Raw genomic sequence first — 13555 nt, 5'->3', positions numbered from 1 at the left:
GCGACCAAGACCTACACCTTCACCTGCAAGGAAGCCCCCGAGGCCGACGTCAGAATCGCCGACCTCGAGGTCGGCGCCTACAACGGCTCCTGCACGACCCCGCCGCAGCTCAAGGCCTCCGCGCAGCTCCAGGCTGCCCAGGCCGGCACCGTCGAGTACCACTGGGTCGTGGACGGTCAGGCGGGTCCGAAGAAGACGCAGGTCTTCCAGAACCCGGGCGCGGCTCGGGTGGACCACGTGTGGTCCTCGGTCAAGCCGGGCAAGGTCGAGCTGGTCGTCGACAGCCACGACAAGCCGCGCGCCGAGACCCTGTACAAGGTCGTCTGCAGCACCGAGAATCCCGACCCCGACCCCGTGGTGAGCATCGGTGAGATCACCAGCACCGACATCTACGGGGTGGAGTGCCCCAGCGACAGCGGCCGGGTGTGGGCGGACGTCCAGGCCGACCGCGACACCGAGATCAAGCTGTTCTGGACCGTGGACGGCCGGCAGGTCGCCACGCAGACGGTGGCGTTGACGGCGGGCCGGCCCAAGCGGGTGGGAGCCGTGATCCGGGCCGAGACGACGCGAGACGTTCCGGTCGTCCTGGAGGTGCTGAGCTTCAACAAGCCGAAGAAGTCGGCCACGCTCAAGGTTCTCTGCACCACCGTCAAGATCACCGATGTGAAGGCCTCGCCCGCCGAGTACGCCGGTCCGTGCAAGAGCGCGCCGGGCGACACCATCAAGCTCTCGGCGGTGCTGGAGTCGGACCGCGCCCAGACGGTCAAGTACCAGTGGGTCAACGGCGCCGGCGTGGTGCTGCGGAACCAGACCTTCGAACGCGTCTTCACCAAGCGCGGGTCCGCCACCGTCGAGGTGTACCTCACGACACGGGTCACCTTCAGGGACACCTACCGAGTCCGCCTGGTCAGCCCGCAGGCGGGGTACCAGTCCGAGACCGTCTCGTTCTCGCACGTGTGCGCCAACGCGGAGATCACGCAGTCGCACGTCAAGAAGGACTCGGTCCGCACCTGGTGCACCGGCGAGCAGATCCCGTACGTGATGACGGCCACCATCAAGACCGAGTCGGCCGGGACGGTGCAGTGGCGCTGGGTCCGCAAGAGCAACCGCACGGGCAACCAGTGGGTGGCCGAACCCTGGCAGCTCACGGTCTTCAACGAGCCGGGACACGAGAACGTCGTCTACAACTGGGGCACCAGCGCCTCCGAGCAGGGCGACTGGCGGCTCGAACTGAACGCTCCGTGGTCGGTCACGAGCCGGGACCACACCTTCACCACCTGCCTCGACAGGAACTGACCCGAGACCGGCGGGGAGGGGCCGTCCCCTCCCCGCCGGTCACCCGTTCCGGCACCGGTGGTTCGGCGCCCCTGCCGGGTATCACCTCCGCCGGTTCGCCGTTTCCCCTGCTGGGCGCACTCCGGTCAGCATGAGGGTGAGCAGCCGGTCGACCTGGGCCGCGCCGTCGGGTTCCTGCTCCACGGCCAGGCAGATGGCGTTGACGAGGGTGAGCAGGTCCGTGATCGAGACGTCGGGCCGTGCGGTGTTCGCCCGGCAGGCCCGGTCCAGCAGGTTCGCTCCGGCGTTGGTGATCATGGCGTGACAGGTGGCGCCCACGGCGGGATCGCTGTCGTGGGCCCCCAGCATCAGCGAGGTGGCCAGACCCCGGTTGGACACCACGTGCCTGGCGACGGCTCCCAGCCACGTCGCCAGCGCGTGCCCCGGGTCAGGGTCGGCGGCCAGCTCGGCGGCGGTGGCGCACAGGACCTCGACCTTGTCGTGGAAGACGGCCTCCAGCAGTTTCTGCCGGGAGGGGAAGTGCCGGTGCAGGGTGGCCGAGCCGACGCCCGCGCGCCGGGCGATCTCCTCCAGGGACGCTTCGGCTCCGTGCTCGGCGATGGCCTCGGCGGCCGCGGCCAGGATGCGGTCGTAGTTGCGGCGCGCGTCCGCGCGCATCGGCCGCGGGTGCGGGGTCGTACGGCTGGCGGGCGGCATGTGGTCTCCGGTGGGCTTGCAAAACGGGGTGGCCCTCCATATCGTACTCATCCAGAACCGGAGGGCCACCCCAGTTAGCGGGTGGCCGCCGCATGCCTACCGTCTGGAGACACATCGTGAAGACCATCGTGGTGGTGGGGGCGACCGGCCTGCAGGGCCGGGCCGTGACGGCGCAACTGCTCGCCGACGGCTGGCAGGTGCGGGCGGTGACGCGCGATCCGGGCGCCCCCGCGGCCCGGACGCTGGCGCAGGCGGGCGCCGAGCTCGTCCGCGCCGAGATGGACGACCTCCCCTCGCTCGTCGCCGCGGCCGAAGGCGCCTACGGCCTGTTCAGCGTGCAGCCCACCGTCGGCTCCCCGGGCACCCCGGCGGGCTTTTCCGCCGAGGACGAGGTCCGCTGGGGCTGCAAGGTCGCCGACGCGGCACACGCCGCCGGGGTGAGGCACCTGGTCTACGCCTCGCTCGCCGGAGCGAGCCGCCACCACACCGAGAAACTGCCGCAGAACTCGATCAACAAGTGGCGGATCGAACAGCACATCACCCGGCTGGGCCTGCCCGCGACCTTCCTGCGACCGGTCTCCTTCATGGAGAACTACACCGGCGCCTACTACCTGCACGACGGCGCCCTGGCCACCGCGTTCGCCCCCGACGTGCCGCAGCAGATCATGGCCGTCGACGACGTCGGAGCCTTCGCCGCGCTGGCCTTCGCCCAGCCGGGCGAGTGGATCGGCCGCGCAGTGGACCTGGCCGGGGACGAACTGACCCCCCGTCAGATCGCCGCCGTCATCTCCGAGGCGATCGACCGGCCGCTGCCGTACGTGCAGATCCCGATCGAGGAGATCGCCAAGGTGGGTGAGAACTTCGCCTTCGCCTACACCTGGCTCAACGACCGCGGCTACCGCGCCGACGTCGCCTTCACCCGCGCCCTGCACCCCGGCCTGATGGACCTGCGCACCTGGCTGCAGCGGACGGGCGCCGCCCAGATCGCCGGCTTCCTGGCCGCCCAGGACACCGCCGAACAGGACCGATGAACGCGCTCACCCTTTCATCTACTCCCTTGACCAGCGGCCGGTGAAGAGCTCCTCGCCCGGCGGGGAGCCGGGCAACGGGCTGTGTCCCGGCCGCAACCCGTCGAGCGCTATCGCGACCAGCCGCCGGCGAGCCTCGGCGGCGGCGGTCAGCAGCTCGCCCCTGCCCTGCTTGCGAAGCTGGTCGAGCACCGGCGAGCGGCCGAACTGCTCGATGAGCAGCGAGATGTCGACCGCGGTCACGTCCCTGCGGAGTACGCCGGCCTGGTGTGCTCGCCGTACCAGCTGGTCGAGGAGGTCATCGCCGCGGCGGGACTTGGCGCTCATCTCCTGGGTCACCTCGATGGTGCCGGCGACGGGCCCCAGCGAGCCCTGCCCGAACGCCACGCAGTCGTGGATGAAGGCCGCCAGTCCTGCCCACGGGTCGGGATCGGCCAGGCCCTGCTCGGCCGCCTCGTTCCAGTGGTCGAGGGAGAGCAGGCTGAGACGCTGGAACAGCTCTTCCTTGGTCTTGTAGCGGCGGTAGAGGCTGCCGATGCCGACCCCTGCGCGGGCGGCGATGGCGGCGACGGACGCGTGCGCGCCGTCTTCGGCGAGCACGTCGCGGGCGGCCTGGAGCAACGTGCGGTCGTTGCGTTCTGCGAGGTCTTTGCGGGTGGTCATCGCGACACACTTTAACAGTTGCGGAGTGATTCGCTCCGGCATAGTCTCAATGCGGAGCGAATCGCTCCGCGAAACTGAGGAGATGTGCCATGAACCCCGACATCAAGGCGATCGAGCAGGTCGTCCGCGACGCCGAAGAGCTGCAGAACGACGTGGACGGTTTCACCGGGCTGCTGACCCAGGAGGTGGCCCTGGTCAACTTCGCCGGGATCCGGTTGCGCGGCCGTGACCAGGTCAGGCAGGTCATGGCCCAGGTACTGGACACCCCGCTCAAGGACGTGCTGACCAGGAACGAGCTGCTCGACGTCACGTTCCTGCGACCGGACGTGGCGCTGGCCCACCTGATCAAGCACGTCAACGACGGCCGCACCGGAGCGCTGACGTTCGTGCTGGTCAAGGACGACGGCACCTGGCGGATCGCGCTGGCCCAGACCACCCCGGTGGTGACGGCATGAGCGTCGCCCTGGTCATCGGCGCCACCGGCCGGCAGGGCGGCGCCACCGCGCGTCACCTGCTGAGCCGTGGCTGGCAGGTCCGTGCCCTGGTCCGCGATCCGAAGAGCCCGGCCGCCGGCCGGCTGACCGGTGCCGACCTCGTGGCCGGCGACCTGGAGGATCAGGTGTCCCTGGAGCGGGCCATGCGCGGCGTGGACGCCGTGTTCAGCATGCAGGCCCTGGCGTATGAGCCGGAAACCCTCAAAGCCGAGGTACGGCAGGGCATGCGCGTCGCCGATGTCGCGCTGGGCGCCGGGGTCGCGCACCTGGTCTACACCTCGGTCGGCGGCGCCGAGCGGCGTACCGGGATCGAGCACTTCGAGAGCAAGGCGGCGATCGAGGCGTACATCCGCGCCCTGGGGCTGCCCGCGACCATCCTGCGGCCGGTGTTCTTCATGGACAACCTGCTGCACTACGCCGGCGCCGAACGGGAACGGCTGATGGAGCTGCCGGTGCTCCCCGACCGGCCGATGCAGCTCATCGCCACCGAGGACATCGGCCGCATCGCCGCGCACGTCATCGACCACCGCGACGACTACCTGGGCGTGGAGCTCGAGATCGCCGGCGACGAGCTGACCTTCACCGAAGTGGCCGCAACCTACGAGAAGGTCACCGCAGTGCCGACACGCCTCGTCCCCCTGCCGATCGAGGAGAGGATGTTCGAATGGTTCGCCGAGAGCGGCTACCAGGCCGACCTCGCCACGCTGCGGAAGGCCTTCCCTGACTTGCTCACCTTCCAGGACTGGCTCGGCGGCCAGGTCCGCCAGACGTCACCGACACTCACCACCTGAAGAACAGGTTTGCTTCATCACCGGTTCCTCCCCAGCGGCCTGGACCGCAGTTTCGCCGAGGCCGCCCTGCCTCGGGTCGCTACCGCCCGAGGGACCGCACACGTGGCGAGCCGGCAGTCCAAGGTCGAGCAGGCGAAGATCGGGTGGCTGGTCAGGCGGTGGTCTTCTCCTCTTCGCCCGCCCGTCGCGCCAGTTCGGCCTCGACGGCCTCGACCGACTCGCGCTCCTTGTCCCGGCGGTACTCCCGCACCGAGTAGACGATGGCCGCGGCCCAGATCACAGCGATGACGATGTAGGCGATGGCCTGGACGTTGCCCGGAGCGTCGATCCAGTCGCTGCGCAGCAGGGTGCGCACGTTGGTCAGGATGATCACGCCGCCGACGGCCGAGCCGAGGATGCGCGGCGGGATGTGCCGCACCAGCCAGGCGGCGATCGGCGCGGCGATCACGCCGCCGACCAGCAGCACGGCGACCCAGGCGAAGTTGATGTTCTCCGAGCCGATGCCGACGAAGAAGCCGATGCTGGCGGCGATGGCGACCAGGAACTCGCTGGCGTCGATGGAGCCGATGACCTTGCGCGGAGGGATGCGACCGCTGGCCAGGATGGCGGGGGTGCCGACCGGCCCCCAGCCACCGCCGCCGGTGGCGTCGACGAAGCCGGCCACCACGCCGAGCGGGGCGAGGAAGCGCTTGCGCAGCGGCTTGCCGAGGTTGCCGCGTGGCAGGCCGAAGGCGGTGAAGCGGACGAGGATGTAGAGACCCAGCGTCAGCAGGATCAGCGACATCACGGGAGCGGCGATCTCGGTGGAGAGGCTGGACAGGAAGGTGGCCCCGGCGAAGGCTCCGGCGGCGCCGGGGATGCCGATCTTGGCGACGACCTTCCAGTCGACGTTGTTGAAGCGCCAGTGGGAGATGCCCGAGGCGAGGGTGGTGCCGATCTCGGCCAGGTGGACGGTCGCCGACGCGGCGGCGGCGTTGGTGCCGATGGCCAGCAGCAGCGTGGTGGAGGTGACGCCGTAGGCCATGCCCAGGCTGCCGTCCACGAGCTGAGCGGCGAAGCCGACCAACCCGAGCAGGATGAGGGAACGCACGCCAACCCCTTCCGATTATTCCGACTGTATAAGTAGGAATAATCGTTAATCGGATCTCGGGAACCGTCAAGTCACGCTTCGGACACGCATCTCAGGATGTGAACGATTTCGGTCTGGTGATTGGATGCGCCGTCAGGGCTGTGGCGCCATCCGCGCTGACGAGTTCCCGGATCGTGGCTGTGCTGCCAGCGGGCCGGCGAGACGACTGGGGCGTGACTGGAGAATGCCGGCCGGGGTTGGTTCAGGCTTGACGTGCCAGCATCCCGGTCTCGCCCTCGTCGAGCACCCAATGGAGAAGGCTCCTGGGCGACGGCTTGGCTGCAACGCGACAGACGGCTCATCCGTGCGACCAGATTCAACCCCCGCGGTCACTCCTCGAGGAGCCGATGCACGCCTACCGCATCCACGCGCTCATCAAGGCCCGCGGCAAGGACCGGCTCGTCAACGTTCGCGGCCGGGCGAGCATCTACCAGGCCATCGATCGGCTGCAACGACTCGGGCTCATCGCCGTTCGCGAGAGCGGCAGCGTCGACAAGCGGCCCGAACGCCGGGTCTACGAGATCACCGAACAGGGCCGCAAGGCCACCGGCCACTGGTTGAAGGAGATGCTCACCGAGACCGGCAACGAGTTCCCGGAATTCCTCGTCGGCGTCTCCTTCCTCACCGTGCTTACGCCTGAAGAGGTCCAACAGGAGTTGGCCAAACGCGCCGAGCGCCTGCAAACAGAACTCGACGCGCTCGACGCGGCGTTCCAGCAGGCCGGCGACGTTCCACGCGTCTTCATGCTCGAGGAGGAGCTCCGCCGCGCGAGCGTCAGGACCGAACTCGGCTGGCTCGGGTCCGTGCTCGACGACCTACGTGCCAAGCGCATCAGCTGGACCGACCAGTGGCTGATGGAGATGGCGGCCAAGTACAACTCCCAGATCGACGATCGGGAGGGGACCGCGTCATGACCACCACCCACGAGCACGTACCGGTTCTCATCGTCGGGGGCGGCCTCGTCGGCCTGGCCACCTCGATGTTCTTGTCCCAGCACGGCGTGCGCCATCTGCTCGTCGACAAGCACCCCGAGGTCACGCTGCAGGGCCGGGCGCGGGGCATCAACCCACGCACTATGGAGATCTACCGCGCCTTCGGAGTCGCCGACGCCGTGAACGAGGCGGGCACGCCGTTCGCTGACGATGCCGGCGGCGTGCGCTGTGAGACCGTGGCCGGTGAGTGGCAGTGGCTGTTCCCGCCGGAGCTGCCGCGGGCCTGGCCCGAGCACACGGCCGGAACGTTCAACCTGGCCGACCAGAACGCCGTCGAGCCGGTCCTCATCGAGGCCGCTCAGCGCAACGGCGCCGAGCAGCGCTTCGAGACCGAGCTGACCGCCTTCGAGCAGGACGACGACGGCGTCACCGCCACTATCCGCGACCGGAGAACCAATGAAACAAGGACACTCCGCGCCGACTACATGGTGGCAGCCGACGGGCGGCGGAGTCCGATCCGGGAACAGCTCGGCATCGCCAAGCCCCTCCGAGGGGAGACGCTGAACTTCGTCAGCGTCATCTTCGAGGCCGACCTCGACCAGCTCATCGAGCGGCGCGCGATCCTGTGGCTCATCGTGAACGAGAAGATCGGCGTCACCCTTCTCACCACGACCGCCAAGCACGGCCGCTGGGGGCTCGGCATCGGCTACGACCCGGCCACGCAATCGCCTGGCGACCTCACCGCGGAGCGCTGCGCCGAGATCATCCACGGTGCCCTCGGCCGCGATGACATCCCCGTCGTCGTGAAGGACGTGACCCCGTGGACGCAGGAGGTGTCGGTCGCCGAGACGTTCCGGCGGGGGCGCGTCTTCCTCGCCGGCGATGCCGCGCACACCTGGTCGCCGGCCGGCGGCATCGGCGCCAACACCGGCGTCCAGGATGGTCACAACCTCGCCTGGAAGCTCGCTGCAGTGCTGAACGGCTCGGCCGCGCCCGCCCTGCTGGACAGCTACGAGCCCGAACGCCGTCCGATCGCCCAGGCCCTCGCCGAACTGACCGAGCTGCGGCAGGCCAGGCGCTCCGGCCGCAACCCGGAGCATGATGAGATCGACGACCTCCACTGGGCGCTCGGCCAGCGCTACACCTCGCCGGCGGTGCTCGGCGCGCGGTACGACACCGTGTTCGGCGACGTCCTCGACCTGCACGGCCAGCCCGGTACGCGGGCACCGCACCTGTGGCTGGACCGGGACGGCGAGCGCATCGCGGTGCACGACCTGTTCGCCCGCTCGTTCGTACTGCTCACCGGCGTGTACGGCAAGGCCTGGCTGGGCGCCGCGGACAACGTCGAGGTGTACCGCATCGGCACGGCAGGCGAGAACGTGGAGCTGGTGGACGTCGAGTCGGAGTTCGCCCACCGGTACGACCTGGGAACCGACGGCGCGGTGCTGGTTCGGCCGGACGGCTACGTGGCCTGGCGCGCCGAGCCCGGCACCACCGACCCAGCCGGCGCCCTCCGCGATGCCCTCGCCACGATCCTCGGCCAGTCATAGCGAGCACTGACTCAGCCGGGACGTATTCGCCGGTCGAGTCCTCGGCGGTCTCGATCCTGCCCGCCGCCATGGCTCCACCAGTCTCCCGCATGTTCTCCGCGGGCGTCTGCAGCCCGTTCGTTCGGCACTGAAGGCGGTGGGCGTCACACCCGGCGAACCGTTGTGGCCGTTCGATCCCGCGCGGCGGGAGCTGTTCGCCCGATACTGCAGCGCGTTCGAGCGTCACGACATCTCCGCGCTCGTGGCTCTGCTGCATGAGGATGCCACGTTGTCGATGCCGCCCTTCTCCTGGTGGCTTCGCGGCCGTGACCGATCAGGCAGGCGCTACTCGGTACCCAAGCGGCCTGTGCAGGCGCGCGCCTCGTCCCGACCGCGGAGAACGGCTCGCCTACGTTCCGGCAACTGCGACCCGGCCCAGGGCAGGTCACCGGAATCATCACCTACCTGGATACCAATAGGTTTCGTGGCTGCGCGCCGTACTGCTAGAGACAGGGGAACCAGAGGAGCAGACATGACGACAGTCCAGCCCACCATCACCACACCCGACCTGGTCCGGCTGCGGACGTGTTACGAGCGCCTGCTCGGAGCGGTGGAGGTCCACCGCGTCCCGGGCTTCTTCGTCGGCCTGAAGCAGTGATTCCGAGCTAGGACTGACCGCCCGCTGGCAGGGCGCGATAACTTCTTCCGATACGTGGAATCGAGCGGGTTACGCATCAAAAGCTCCCCTCGTCCGGGCTGCGGGCAACAGCCTTCTGCCGGCCGGCCTGAAATGCCATGACGCGATCGTGAGAACGAGCAGGAAAAGCGCCGTGAGCGATTGATACCAGGCATCGCCGGAGGCGATGTGCGAGAACATCCCTCCTGTCAGCAGGAAGAAGATGCCCGCGTACGCCCATTCCTTGATGAGCGGCCGCTTGGGGACAAGAATCGCCACCGCTCCCAGGAGTTTCCATATGCCGAGGAGCGTGAGGATGTAGACGGGGTAGCCGAGCTGGACAATGCCCCAAGCATAAGGAGGCGCCAGCGCCCCCTCGCCTTCCATTCTCAGCAGTTGCTGGATGCCGGAGCCGATCAGGCCCGATGCGAGCACCAGGGTGGTTCCCCAGTAAACGACTTTTCGTGTTCTCGTCATTTCCGGCACGCTAATGGCAGCCGGCTGGGCGGCGCTTCTTCATTCCTGATCGAGCGAGTGATCGTCATAACCAGTAGGTTGACGCCCAGCAGTCCAACCCCGCCATGGCAAAGGGTCGCGTCGGTGATCAGGCTCAACCTGCGGGAGTCGGTCATGGCGGTCAAGGTGATCGCCTCGAACGGGTGGACGCTGGCCGAGGCGGCGGGCGTGAGCAATCCGCTCGTGATGCAGCGGCCGCTGGGTGGCTCGGTTTGAGGCAGATCGGGGTAGCGAGATTGACGCGACCGGAGTCGGATACGGTCGGGGTTCATCCGCGGCGGGACCAAGGGCGGGCCCTGGGTGGCCTCAGCGATTGGCCTACTTCGTCGGCGAAGCAGATCCATACGTCCTGATCCCGCGCCGTTGTTCCGCGAGCGGCCAGATGTGACGCGCGCCAGCGTCCACCGCTGATCCTCGTTCCACCGCAGACGGCGGAAGCGACGGCGTAGGCACCTCCGGCGCCCGTCGTGCGAGATCACCGGTCGGCGCCACTTCCGCGGTCAGCGCCGGTGCGTCCTCACTCATGCACCGCGCCCCCGGAGGTCGCCTGTCGCCGGCAGTGCGGGCCGGTGGATCCAGGCGGCAAGGTCCGCGGGCGCGCATTCGGCGATTCTGGCCGCGTACCGGGGAAGTTCCTCCTCGCTGAGGACCTGCCGCCACTGGCCCGTTGACCCGCTGTGGAAGAACTCGCTGTGGTCGTGATAAAAGCCGTCGTGGCTGGCCTCGGGCGCGAGCTCTCGGGCCCGGCCCTTCATGGCCGAGAACGTGGCGGCCTGGACCAGGTCCGGCCAGGCTGTCTCGGCGATGGCGATCCCGAGCCGGGCTGCCAGGTAGCGCATCTGCCCTTCGAGGTCATCGAGGAGGTCCTCGTAGCGCAGCAGCACGATGTTCGGCCGGCCGCGGACCTGCCAGAACGTGTCCAGGTGGTGAAGCATGATCTCCAGGTCGGACACGGCCTTCCCAGGCGCGGCCGGATCGACCCAGGACCAGAAGCGCTCGCGCGCGGTCCCGCTCGGCAGGGGCGGAGCGGCGGCCAGCAACTCGTCCAGGACCGCGGCGCCCATGGTCTCCTTCCGCAAGGCGAGGGACACGGCCCGGTCGGTGTTGCCGGCATGGTTGTCCAGGGACACGGCCACATCCCGAGGGTCCCGGCTTGCGCACAGGTAGGTGACCCGGTCGTCGAAGGGCAGTCCGTCGAGGGGCGTGTGGGTCTTGATGAACCGCCGGTGCGTTTGTGCCTCGAGGTCGGCCAGCACTTCGGCGAGCGGGCGCAGCAGGACGTCCAGCCAGGGCGAGAGCTGGTCGAGCGGCCGGTCGAACGTCGTGCTCTTGAAGATCTCCAGGGCGCAGATCATCTGCAGCCAGGTCGTGCCGCACTTCGCCGGGGTGCTGATCACAATGTCGCCGGGGCGGAACACGAAGCCGTCCCAGCGGGCCGAGTCCGTGAAGGAGGTCTGGTAGCGAACGCGTTCCCCTGAGCCCATGCGGGGAGAGTGACAGCAGCCGGATCGGGCCGTCAACGTCGGATCGCCGTCGTGGCCGGCAACTGGTAGAGGCATACGGGCAACGTGGCGTAGCGGTGAGAGTCGCGACGGTCGAGCGAGGTCTGGACAGCGTCGCTGATCTGGGTTTTGCGGTCATCTCCTGGAAGACCGTTGGCGGAATGTGCAATTTGGGGTGACCACGAGGCGGGGAGCTCTATGGGGGATATGTCCGACAGGAGAGGCGCGGAAATGAGAGCATCCCGGCTGGCAGTCGCCGTAGCAGGTCTGTCCATCGTCACGGTGGCTTGCTCCAGTGGTGCTCCCGCGGCGATGTTCGCGGCTCGGCCCAGCCCGACGAGCACCGCCGCCGATGACGCCGAACTCGACAAGGAGCTGCTGGGCCCGAACCCGCCCCAGGCTCCCCAGTTGAGCGCGCCGGTCCAGAACTCCACGGTGCGGGTCGGCGGCATGACCCGCTCCTACGTCGCCTTCGTCCCCAAGGATCTGCCGAAGAACGCCCCGCTGCTGCTGGCCTTCCACGGCACGGGCATGAACGGCGAGCTCATGCGGGCGTACACGGGATACGAGTTCGACCAGCTCGCCGACTCCAAGAAGTTCGTCGTCGTCTACCCCAGCGGATACGGACGGCACTGGAACGACTGCCGCAAGGACGCCAAGTACCCCGCCCGGACCGAGAACGTCGACGACGTGGGATTCACCCGCGCGATCATCGACAAGTACCGCGAGTCCGACGGCATCGACCCGAACCGGATCTTCGCCATGGGGTACTCCAACGGCGGCCACATGACCTACCGGCTGGCCTCGGAGATGGGCGGCCAGATCAAGGCGATCGCGCCCGTCGCGGCGAACTTCCCCGGGCCGGACAACAACGTCTGCCCGGCGATCAAGAGCCCGATGCCCATGCTCATGATCACCGGCACCAAGGACCCCCTCGACCCGTACAACGGCGGCGACGTGGTCGTGGCCGGCACCTCCTACGGCAAGGTGCTGTCCTCTCCCGACACCGCCGCCCACTTCGCCAAGCTCAACGACAACACCGCGACGCCGAAGGACACCACGCTCCCGCACCAGGCCGACTCCGGATCCACCTCGGTCGCCGTCAGAAGCTACGCCGAGCCCGGCAAGCCCCCGGTCACCCAGTACACCGTCAACAACGGCGGCCACGTCGTCCCCAACCAGGTCTTCGAAGCCCCGAGCCAACTCGGCCCGACGACGCATGACCTCGACGCGCCGCCGGTCATCTGGGACTTCTTCATGCAGAACAGCGGCTGACCGTACGGCTGGGCCGCACGCGCTGCTGCTAGGGGCCGAGGAACCCGGCCACGTCGGCGGCGAATCGCGGGTGCCGGAAGGTCCCGAGGTGGCCTGTGCCCGGGTAGACGATCAGGCGCGCGTCCGGTAGCAGCTCGGCCGTCTCCCTGAACAGCTCGACGGAGTAGGCCAGGTCGCGCTCGCCACCGACGACCAGCGTGGGCGCCGTGATGCCGGCCAGCCGGTCGCGTACGTCGAAGGTGTCCTCGGCCTGGGCGAAGTGCAGCATGTCGAGCGGGTTGGACGGCCGCATCACAGGGTCGGCGAGCCACATCAAGGGCCGGATCACGGCCCTGGAGAGCGGGGTCCTGCCGACCAGCGGCGTCTGGTGGTGCGCGCCGCGCCGACCGGCGGCCACCGCTTCGGTGTAGCGTCGCTGGGCCTCGCGGGTGCGCGGGGTCAGCGTGTACGCCGCCCCGGCCACCACCAGTCGCCGGACACTTTCCGGGTGGTCGGCCGCCAGCTGGAGTGCCAGGGAGCCGCCTGACGACATGCCCAGCACGTCCACGGGCTCGCCGAACCGGTCGGCCAGCGCCTCGGCGTGCTGGGCGGCGAGGTCGGCCATGGTCGTGCCCGCAGGCAGGCCGGGTGCGCGGTTGACCGCGTACACGAGGAAGTGCCGCCCGAGCGGCTCCATCACCTTGCTCTCGGCCTTGCGCTCCCATTTCGTGGGGTTGGTGTGCTCCGGCGTGAACCATCGCAACACCACCAGCGGCCTTCCCGCGCCCACGGTGTAGTACGGCAGGCCGTGTTTGAGCGTGCCCTCGGTCATCCCGCCTCCCTGGTCCTTAGGTGACGCGCTCGAACGCCTTGGCGACCGAGCGGGCAGGGGTGGTGGTGCCCGCCACGGCGGACGACGGCGGCCCTGGGGAACAGGATCGCCCATCCGACGGCCGCCGCGCCAGGCACACCGCCCGTCCAGGCCGGGAGCCGCCGGGAACCTACCGGGCCGGGACCCACGACGGCGGGAGTGTCCTGCCACGGCCACG

At 69.0% G+C, this 13555-nt stretch carries 15 protein-coding genes; 9 read left to right on the top strand and 6 right to left on the bottom strand.

Going from position 1 to position 13555, the window contains the following annotated elements; all coding sequences use genetic code 11:
* Positions 1-1296 (top strand): hypothetical protein (locus AB0I67_RS41810; protein ID WP_357936308.1); only part of this gene is annotated, 1296 nt, incomplete at its 5' end.
* A gap of 81 nt (positions 1297-1377) precedes the next feature.
* Here AB0I67_RS41810 and AB0I67_RS41805 read toward each other — a convergent pair.
* On the bottom strand, positions 1378-1953 hold the full coding sequence (locus AB0I67_RS41805; RefSeq protein ID WP_357936306.1) for a helix-turn-helix domain-containing protein: 576 nt from the start codon (positions 1951-1953) through the stop codon (positions 1378-1380).
* A 155-nt stretch (positions 1954-2108) separates the two neighbouring features.
* On the opposite strand from AB0I67_RS41805, the gene AB0I67_RS41800 reads away from it, so the two are divergent.
* A complete protein-coding gene (locus AB0I67_RS41800) occupies positions 2109-3023 on the top strand; it encodes an NmrA/HSCARG family protein (RefSeq protein WP_357936305.1) in 915 nt (304 codons plus the stop codon).
* A gap of 18 nt (positions 3024-3041) precedes the next feature.
* On the opposite strand, the gene AB0I67_RS41795 is transcribed toward AB0I67_RS41800, so the two are convergent.
* A complete protein-coding gene (locus AB0I67_RS41795; RefSeq protein ID WP_357936303.1) occupies positions 3042-3683 on the bottom strand; it encodes a TetR/AcrR family transcriptional regulator in 642 nt (213 codons plus the stop codon).
* Positions 3684-3772: 89 nt separating this feature from the next.
* On the opposite strand from AB0I67_RS41795, the gene AB0I67_RS41790 reads away from it, so the two are divergent.
* Positions 3773-4138, top strand: a complete 366-nt coding sequence (locus tag AB0I67_RS41790) for an SgcJ/EcaC family oxidoreductase (protein WP_357936301.1) — start codon at positions 3773-3775, stop codon at positions 4136-4138.
* Positions 4135-4968, top strand: a complete 834-nt coding sequence (locus AB0I67_RS41785; RefSeq protein ID WP_357936299.1) for an NmrA/HSCARG family protein — start codon at positions 4135-4137, stop codon at positions 4966-4968. Before AB0I67_RS41790 ends, AB0I67_RS41785 begins: the two co-directional genes overlap by 4 nt.
* A 151-nt stretch (positions 4969-5119) precedes the next feature.
* Here the strand turns inward: AB0I67_RS41785 and AB0I67_RS41780 are convergent, their stop codons facing one another.
* Entirely contained in the window at positions 5120-6058 is a 939-nt protein-coding gene (locus tag AB0I67_RS41780) for a sulfite exporter TauE/SafE family protein (protein ID WP_357936297.1), read from the bottom strand.
* Positions 6059-6444: 386 nt separating this feature from the next.
* Between AB0I67_RS41780 and AB0I67_RS41775 the strand changes: the two genes are divergently transcribed.
* The 3 genes from AB0I67_RS41775 to AB0I67_RS41765 all read left to right on the top strand — a co-directional run bounded on the left by AB0I67_RS41775 (position 6445) and on the right by AB0I67_RS41765 (position 9216).
* On the top strand, positions 6445-7011 hold the full coding sequence (locus AB0I67_RS41775) for a PadR family transcriptional regulator (RefSeq protein ID WP_357936295.1): 567 nt from the start codon (positions 6445-6447) through the stop codon (positions 7009-7011).
* Positions 7008-8579 (top strand): FAD-dependent monooxygenase, encoded by a 1572-nt coding sequence (locus AB0I67_RS41770; protein ID WP_357936293.1) that lies wholly within the window; start codon positions 7008-7010, stop codon positions 8577-8579. The genes AB0I67_RS41775 and AB0I67_RS41770 overlap by 4 nt, the downstream gene beginning before the upstream one ends.
* A gap of 511 nt (positions 8580-9090) precedes the next feature.
* Entirely contained in the window at positions 9091-9216 is a 126-nt protein-coding gene (locus AB0I67_RS41765) for a hypothetical protein (RefSeq protein ID WP_357936291.1), read from the top strand.
* Positions 9217-9285: 69 nt separating this feature from the next.
* Here AB0I67_RS41765 and AB0I67_RS41760 read toward each other — a convergent pair whose 3' ends face one another.
* Complete coding sequence (locus AB0I67_RS41760) at positions 9286-9711, bottom strand: DoxX family protein (protein ID WP_357936289.1); 426 nt, start codon at positions 9709-9711, stop codon at positions 9286-9288.
* Positions 9712-9834: 123 nt separating this feature from the next.
* Here AB0I67_RS41760 and AB0I67_RS41755 point away from each other — a divergent pair, with 123 nt between their 5' ends.
* A complete protein-coding gene (locus tag AB0I67_RS41755; protein ID WP_357936287.1) occupies positions 9835-9966 on the top strand; it encodes a hypothetical protein in 132 nt (43 codons plus the stop codon).
* A gap of 305 nt (positions 9967-10271) precedes the next feature.
* Here AB0I67_RS41755 and AB0I67_RS41750 read toward each other — a convergent pair whose 3' ends face one another.
* Complete coding sequence (locus AB0I67_RS41750) at positions 10272-11168, bottom strand: sulfotransferase domain-containing protein (RefSeq protein ID WP_357936285.1); 897 nt, start codon at positions 11166-11168, stop codon at positions 10272-10274.
* A 315-nt stretch (positions 11169-11483) separates the two neighbouring features.
* Here AB0I67_RS41750 and AB0I67_RS41745 point away from each other — a divergent pair, with 315 nt between their 5' ends.
* The gene (locus tag AB0I67_RS41745; RefSeq protein WP_357936283.1) at positions 11484-12527 is read left to right on the top strand and encodes a dienelactone hydrolase family protein; all 1044 of its coding nucleotides are present in this window, start codon (positions 11484-11486) and stop codon (positions 12525-12527) included.
* Positions 12528-12555: 28 nt separating this feature from the next.
* Here AB0I67_RS41745 and AB0I67_RS41740 read toward each other — a convergent pair whose 3' ends face one another.
* Entirely contained in the window at positions 12556-13338 is a 783-nt protein-coding gene (locus AB0I67_RS41740; protein ID WP_357936281.1) for an alpha/beta hydrolase, read from the bottom strand.
* Positions 13339-13555 lie beyond the last annotated feature (217 nt).

The organism is Nonomuraea sp. NPDC050310 (genome assembly GCF_040655795.1).
Taxonomy (GTDB): domain Bacteria; phylum Actinomycetota; class Actinomycetes; order Streptosporangiales; family Streptosporangiaceae; genus Nonomuraea.
The sequence above is the reverse complement of the archived record's forward strand: the minus strand, read 5'-3'. Positions and strand labels throughout refer to the sequence as shown.

What these genes read in the sequence shown, in the direction of transcription:
- AB0I67_RS41805 (WP_357936306.1), bottom strand. Translation starts at nt 1,953, where the DNA reads ATGCGCGCGGACGCGCGCCGCAACTACGACCGCATCCTGGCCGCGGCC.
- AB0I67_RS41795 (WP_357936303.1), bottom strand. Translation starts at nt 3,683, where the DNA reads ATGACCACCCGCAAAGACCTCGCAGAACGCAACGACCGCACGTTGCTC.
- AB0I67_RS41790 (WP_357936301.1), top strand. Translation starts at nt 3,773, where the DNA reads ATGAACCCCGACATCAAGGCGATCGAGCAGGTCGTCCGCGACGCCGAA.
- AB0I67_RS41785 (WP_357936299.1), top strand. Translation starts at nt 4,135, where the DNA reads ATGAGCGTCGCCCTGGTCATCGGCGCCACCGGCCGGCAGGGCGGCGCC.
- AB0I67_RS41775 (WP_357936295.1), top strand. Translation starts at nt 6,445, where the DNA reads ATGCACGCCTACCGCATCCACGCGCTCATCAAGGCCCGCGGCAAGGAC.
- AB0I67_RS41770 (WP_357936293.1), top strand. Translation starts at nt 7,008, where the DNA reads ATGACCACCACCCACGAGCACGTACCGGTTCTCATCGTCGGGGGCGGC.
- AB0I67_RS41765 (WP_357936291.1), top strand. Translation starts at nt 9,091, where the DNA reads ATGACGACAGTCCAGCCCACCATCACCACACCCGACCTGGTCCGGCTG.
- AB0I67_RS41760 (WP_357936289.1), bottom strand. Translation starts at nt 9,711, where the DNA reads ATGACGAGAACACGAAAAGTCGTTTACTGGGGAACCACCCTGGTGCTC.
- AB0I67_RS41745 (WP_357936283.1), top strand. Translation starts at nt 11,484, where the DNA reads ATGAGAGCATCCCGGCTGGCAGTCGCCGTAGCAGGTCTGTCCATCGTC.
- AB0I67_RS41740 (WP_357936281.1), bottom strand. Translation starts at nt 13,338, where the DNA reads ATGACCGAGGGCACGCTCAAACACGGCCTGCCGTACTACACCGTGGGC.